Source organism: Streptomyces sp. NRRL F-5122, assembly GCF_001507435.1.
GTDB lineage: Bacteria > Actinomycetota > Actinomycetes > Streptomycetales > Streptomycetaceae > Streptomyces > Streptomyces lannensis.
The window spans coordinates 1-1,243 of the sequence record NZ_LMWH01000076.1 but is presented as its reverse complement, the minus strand read 5'-3'; the positions used below and the strand labels follow the sequence as shown (position 1 = coordinate 1,243).

The following is a 1,243-nucleotide window of genomic DNA, read 5'->3' as shown; positions in this document are numbered from 1 at the left end:
GCCCCCGAGGAGCGGTGGATGTCGCGGATGATCCGGCTCAGCCAGGCCTGCCGCAGCGAGCGTGCCGAAGGAGTGCGTTCCCGCCAGGCGTAATAGCCGGACTCGGAGACCCCCAGCAGGCCGATGGTCATCCGGGCGGTGAAACCCGCCTGCGCCATCACCGCGATCATCTCGTAACGTCTTTTGGGGGCACCACTTCTTTCATCAAATCGATCAGATGCCGGCAGGCCGCGACCTCACCCTCCAGCATCTCGATACGGACGCGGGCCTGCATCAGCTCCGACTGCGAGATACACGTGCGGTGCCAGCGATAGACGGTCTGCTGAGGCAGCCCGAGCTGCACCGCCACATCCCTGACGGAACGCCCCTGGAAAAGGAGCTGCAGGGCCTGATCGCGCACATTGGACGGATGAGAACTGCTCACCGGACCTCACACGGGAAAAGAAACAAACCGCACCGAACGGAGGACAGAGGAGGGGGTGTTCCCCCTCCCGGGGGCTCAGGGCTGCGGTGGGAGTCCGCAGCCCTGAGCGCTTGAAAGGGGAACCTCAGCGCACGTGGCGGAACATCGTCACGTGCGGGGCGAAATCGGCCAGCGGATCCGAACCGGTCGCCCTGGGCGCCCGGGCCATCTCACCGTCCAGGACGGCCTTGACCCGGCGCGCGAGCGCGTCCGCCTGCCGGGTCACCTCCGCCACCGGCACACGCGACGCCTTCAACGCCTCCACCTGGTCCTCGATGGCGGCCAGTTCACGACGCGCGGCACTGCCCAGGGTGAACGCCCTCGGAGTGGCCACCACGAACTGGTAGGCCCCCGAGAACGTCTGACACCCCGGACAGTGCTCATTGACGGCCTGACTGAGATTGGTCGCATTGATCAGCCGCGCATTGCTGCCCGCCGTGGTCACGATCTGGAACGACAGAGCAACCGAACGGCACGGCCTATGGACCGAGCAGCCCACCGACTGGGCAACAGCCCGGTTGTAGGCGGTCACCGCGACCGACGGCCCGTACTCGTGGATCCGGAACGACTCATCGAACTGATCCACCCGCGTCCGATCCGCACGCGCCTGCGCCAGATCCACAGCGATCGCCGCACCACCCGAAGAACGGCCCGTCACCGGACCCGCCACCGCCGTACCGGTGGCCGCCACGAGAGACAACGTCGCACTCGCCGCAACCCCCAGACCGAGACCGACAGCCGACCGCGAACGACGACGCGTCGAAGACTTGCGATGATTCA

Annotated in this window: 2 protein-coding genes; both read right to left on the bottom strand. The window is 66.9% G+C overall.

What is annotated here, in order from left to right:
* Positions 1-166: 166 nt before the first annotated feature.
* On the bottom strand, positions 167-424 hold the full coding sequence (locus ADL25_RS10680; protein ID WP_079050294.1) for a helix-turn-helix domain-containing protein: 258 nt from the start codon (positions 422-424) through the stop codon (positions 167-169).
* 124 nt (positions 425-548) lie between these two features.
* On the bottom strand, positions 549-1,243 hold a 695-nt coding region (locus ADL25_RS10675; protein ID WP_234380865.1), incomplete at its 5' end, for a hypothetical protein.